At 70.0% G+C, this 4,819-nt stretch carries 6 protein-coding genes; 3 read left to right on the top strand and 3 right to left on the bottom strand.

From position 1 onward, the window contains the following. Nucleotides 1–312, bottom strand: a 312-nt coding sequence (locus tag BST27_RS29590) for a TPM domain-containing protein (protein WP_139805454.1), incomplete at its 3' end; no start/stop codon positions are given. 66 nt (nt 313–378) lie between these two features. Between BST27_RS29590 and BST27_RS29585 the strand changes: the two genes are divergently transcribed. From BST27_RS29585 to BST27_RS29575, 3 genes are all read left to right on the top strand, one after another. Further along, complete coding sequence (locus BST27_RS29585) at nt 379–867, top strand: glutathione peroxidase (RefSeq protein ID WP_069421800.1); 489 nt, start codon at nt 379–381, stop codon at nt 865–867. 39 nt (nt 868–906) lie between these two features. Continuing rightward, entirely contained in the window at nt 907–1,698 is a 792-nt protein-coding gene (locus BST27_RS29580) for an alpha/beta hydrolase (RefSeq protein ID WP_069421799.1), read from the top strand. Nucleotides 1,699–1,800: 102 nt separating this feature from the next. Beyond that, nucleotides 1,801–2,391, top strand: a complete 591-nt coding sequence (locus BST27_RS29575; protein WP_232007420.1) for a nucleotidyltransferase family protein — start codon at nt 1,801–1,803, stop codon at nt 2,389–2,391. Between the two features lie 7 nt (nt 2,392–2,398). Here the strand turns inward: BST27_RS29575 and BST27_RS33325 are convergent, their stop codons facing one another. Both BST27_RS33325 and BST27_RS34700 read right to left on the bottom strand, forming a co-directional pair. Beyond that, on the bottom strand, nt 2,399–4,495 hold the full coding sequence (locus BST27_RS33325; protein ID WP_211285330.1) for a PE family protein: 2,097 nt from the start codon (nt 4,493–4,495) through the stop codon (nt 2,399–2,401). Beyond that, nucleotides 4,426–4,819: hypothetical protein (locus tag BST27_RS34700; RefSeq protein ID WP_211285329.1), on the bottom strand; the 394-nt coding region annotated here is incomplete at its 5' end. The genes BST27_RS34700 and BST27_RS33325, both read right to left, overlap by 70 nt.

Below are 4,819 nucleotides of genomic sequence, written 5' to 3'. Positions count from 1 at the left end.
GTTCGTGGCGATGGCCAGCAGTGCGTCGCGGCCACCCATCCCGCTGGCACTGCGGGTTTGGCTGGCCCAGTTTTCGGGTTTGAACCGGGAGAAGTTGTCGACGTAGACCACCCACAGTTGGATGTGCTGATCGCGATAAAGCCGGTCAATTGCCGAGTTGACCGCAGCCCGATCCGAACCCGTCAACACACCAGTGCTGTCGGTGAGGTGTTCGGTGAGCTTGTCCGGCGGTTGCGCGCCGGCGGGGGCTCCCAGCAGCAACCCCGCGGTGAGCAGCGTCAGGACTACGGCAAGCGGGCGAACAATGCGCATAGGGGCAATCTAGCCCGCGGCGAATCCCGAGACCTGCCGACGTCTGGCAGTGTTAACGTCGTCTGCGTGACTGTCAAAGACATTGCCGTGGCCACCCTCGATGGCAAACCGACCACGCTCGGCGAATTGTCCAACGGCGCAACGCTGGTTGTGAATGTCGCCTCCAAATGCGGCCTCACCCCGCAGTACACGGCGTTGGAGAAGCTGGCCAAGGAATACCGCGACCGAGGCCTGACGGTCGTCGGCGTCCCGTGCAATCAGTTCATGGGCCAGGAGCCCGGCACGGCCGAAGAGATCCAGGCGTTCTGCTCGTCTACCTACGGGGTGACGTTCCCGCTGCTGGAAAAGACCGAAGTCAACGGCGACAACCGACACCCGCTCTACGCCGAGCTCACGCAGGCCGCCGACGCCGACGGCACCGCCGGCGACATTCAGTGGAACTTTGAGAAGTTCCTCGTCGCACCCGACGGTCAAGTGGTAAATCGGTTCAGGCCGCGCACCGAGCCCGACGCGCCCGAGGTCATCAGCGCCATCGAAGCCGTGCTGCCCCGCTAGCCGAACTACCGGCAGGCCAGCCGCAGCACCGTTGTCGCCATGGCGGACACCAAGCACATCGTTCTGATTCACGGCAATTGGAGCCGCGGACAACAACTTGCCGCTGCCCGCGCCGCCTTTGAAGAGCGTGGTTACGCGGTGCATACGCCCACGCTGCGGTTTCACGAACTGCCGATTATTGAGGGTGCCGCCAGGGTTGCGTCACTGAGTCTTCGGGACTACACGGACGACCTCGTTGGCTTTGTCAACGCGATTGATTCGCCACCGCTGCTGGTGGGCCACTCGATGGGCGGGCTACTGGCTCAGCTCGTCGCCGCGCGGTCACCCCACGCCGGGGTGGTGGCAGCATGTCCCGCCCCGGCTGCCGGCATCAACGCATCGACCCCGGCGAACAGACGCATGGCTATCCCATTCTTCTTGCGACTTCGCCCGTGGGCCAAACCCGTTTCGCCACCAGATTTCCAAAGATTCCGACAGTGGATAGCCAACACGCAGTCCGAGAACACGGCACGTGAGATATATGAGGGCTTGGTTTACGAATCCGGGAGAGCGCAATGGGAAATGCTCCTGGCAACCTTCAAGCTTTCCCAAGCCCCCGTCGTCGACTATGCGGCGATCAAAACCCCGGTGCTGGTGATCGGGGGCGAGTTCGACCTCATCGTGCCAATCGCGGCTATAAGACAGGCCGCAGCGCGGTACCAGCTCGGTACCTGCGTCGAAATTCCTCGATCCGACCACATGGTGTTTTCGGGCGCTGCCCTACCGGTTACCGTCGGCGTCATTGACGACTGGATTGACCGCAATAGTGTCTTTTCCTCCGTGAGGAACTGATCAGACGCGCGAACACGTCTGGCGCCCAACCTGATTGCGACGCTGCCGACGGCTCCCGTACCGCCGGTCGCCGCGCAGTCGGGCGGTCGCTAGGTTTAACCGATGGCGCACGGTGTCGGACCGCCACCGATGACCGCCGGTGTGTTGTTGGCCGCTGGGGCGGGTCGTCGATACGGCAAACCAAAGGTGCTTGTCGACGAATGGCGTAACAGCGCGTTGGCAGCCTTACGTGACGGCGGATGCGACGTCGTGGTCGTGGTGCTCGGAGCCGCGCAGGTGCGGTTGCCCGACGACATCATCGTCACCACTGCCTCGGACTGGCAGGCCGGTCTGAGCGCATCGGTACGCGCCGGCCTACGCAAGGCCGACTCGATCGGGGCCGAGTACGCCGTGTTGCACGTGATCGACACCCCGGATGTCGACGCGGCGGTGGTGTCGCGAGTTCTGCAGCGCGCGTTGGCATCTCACAGCGGCTTGGCTCAGGCGTACTACGGCGACCGGCCCGGACACCCGGTTGTCATCGCACGACGGCACTGGCCCGAGGTGATCGAATGCGTCACGGGTGACCGCGGCGCCGGCCCGTTTCTGCGAGCCCGAGACGACGTCGAGATCGTCGACTGCGCCGACCTGGCCACCGGCGTCGACCACGATGAACCGGGCCTCGGCGGGCCAAGCGGCCTCGCTACGACCTAAGGCGCGATCAGGAGGTTCCGCCGAGACCGCCGGCGCCGCCGGTGCCGCCGGGACCAGGGTTACCAACGCCGCCATACGCGCCGCCTGGGCCGCCCTCTGCACCTTTGCCACCAGGGGCGGCAGGGGCGCCGATCTTGTTGCCACCATCGCCGCCTGCCCCACCGTTACCGCCCGGGCCGCCGGATACCGGGGGAAAGTTGAAGCCGACTCCGCCCTGACCACCGTTACCACCGCTACCGCCGTTGCCACCGGCGATGACGCCGTCGCCGCCTCGGCCGCCGTTACCGCCAACACCGCCGGATCCGTGAGTCGAGGCATCGCCGCCGATACCACCGTCGCCACCGACACCGCCGATACCACCGTCGCCGCCGTTGCCGCCGTTGCCGCCGTTGGCGCCGGCCGTGGCCTTGCCATCCAAGAGGAGGCCGCCGCCTGCGCCGCCCTTGCCGCCGGCACCGCCGGCGCCTTGGGCGCCCGCAGCGCCCTTTGCCGCCTGGCCGCCCGCACCGAACCCGCCGGCTCCGCCCGCTCCACCGGCACCGCCGGCACCGCCGTTCCCACCGTTGCCGCCGTTGCCCCAGCCCGGCTCCTTGGAGAGAGCGCCGTCGCCCCCATAACCCCCGGCGCCGCCGGCACCGCCGGCAACGGCGGCACCGCCAACCCCACCGGCACCGTCGGTCCCGGACGTTCCTGCTGGCGCGGCTCCGCCTTTACCGCCATTACCACCGGTTCCGCCGTTTTGCCCGGCTCCGCCGGTGCCGCCATCGCCACCGTTTGTACCTGTGCCGTTTGGCTCGAAGATGCCATATTTACCGGGTTCGCCGGCGGTGCCGGTTTGCCCAGCGCCGCCGACGCCGCCGGTACCGCCGTCGCCCCCGTTACCACCATTGCCGGCGTTGGTTCCGCCTTTGCCGCCGGTGCCGCCGTTGCCGCCGGTGCCTGCGGCGCCACCGAGCGCGAGGCCGCCGCCAACACCGCCGGTGCCGCCTTTACCGCCCGCGCCACCGTCACCGCTCAGGCCCGCGTCGCCGCCGGTGCCGCCGGTCCCGCCCGTACCGCCGGCTGATCCGGCGCCAGTTCCACCGTCGCCGCCGACACCCCCGGCTCCTCCGTTGCCGGAGATCGCGCCGCCGGCGCCGCCGGCGCCGCCAGTGCCGCCGTTGCCGCCTGTACCACTGGTGGTGCCATTCCCGCCGGTGCCGCCCTTACCGCCGACGCCCCCATTGCCGATTACACCGCCGTTGCCGCCCTTGCCGCCGGGGCCGCCGTCACCGCCGTCGCCGGTGGCGTTGTTGAGGACCCCTGGTGAGCCGTTGCCGCCGTCGCCCCCTTTGCCGCCGTCGCCGCCCTGGCTACCACCTGCGCCGGCCTGGCCGTCGGTGCCAGGGGTGGAGCCGGCACCGCCCTTTCCGCCGGCGCCGCCGAGGCCGGGGTTACCGCCGTCACCGCCGTTTCCACCGGCTCCACCGGGGCCGACGCCGGTAGCATCCGCACCCCTTGCGCCGTTGCCGCCGTTGCCGCCGTTGCCACCGACGCCGCCGTTACCCCCGTTCCCGCCTACGCCTTGTTCACCGGCCTGGCCCTTTGGCGCCGCGCCGCCGGCACCCCCGTCGCCGCCAGCTCCTCCTGTTCCGCCGGTACCGCCGTCAGCGCCTCGTTCACCGTCGGCGCCGGGGGTCGTGGCGTTGAGGCCGGCAAAGCCTTTGGAGCCCCTGGCGCCGTTGCCACCGGCCCCGCCAGCACCTCCCTTACCGCCGTTACCGGCGTCGGAGCCGCCCGACCCGCCGGCCCCGCCAGCCCCGCCGGCCCCGCCGTCACGGAATCCGGTGAAGGCTCTTCCTTCCGTGCCGGCGCCACCATCACCGCCGTTACCGCCGTTACCGACCGCACCACCGTTACCGCCGTTGCCGCCCTTCCCACCGGTCTGGCTCTCGGATGTACTCATCGCGCCAGCGCCCCCGTGGCCGCCGTTGCCGCCGCTGGTGGGGGTCGCGCCGTCCGCACCGTTGGCGCCCGCGGTAGAACCGTCACCGCCTATCCCGCCTTTGCCGCCAGCGCCTGGGTTGCCACCGTTGCCGCCGTTGCCGCCATCTCCACCGGGCAAGTTGAACCCGAGGGGAACGGCGCCCGCCGCACCGTTCCCACCATCGCCCCCGGCTCCGCCCGCTCCGCCTTCACCACCCGCGCCGCCAGCACCTCGGCTGCCCGCCTCGCCGGCCGGCGCGGCACCCGCAGCCCCACCCTCGCCACCGCTACCACCGCTGCCACCGGCAAAGCCGTCCTGACCATTGGTGCCGTGATCGCCCGGATTGACACCGTCGACACCCCTGGCCCCGACGCCACCCGCTCCGCCTGACCGCCTTGACCTGGGCCGCCGTGGCCGCCACCGGGGCCGCCGCCCTGTCCAGCACCGCCGCCAGGGCCGCCG

It is taken from the genome of Mycobacterium intermedium (assembly GCF_002086275.1).
Classification (GTDB): domain Bacteria; phylum Actinomycetota; class Actinomycetes; order Mycobacteriales; family Mycobacteriaceae; genus Mycobacterium; species Mycobacterium intermedium.
The sequence above is the reverse complement of the archived record's forward strand: the minus strand, read 5'-3'. Positions and strand labels throughout refer to the sequence as shown.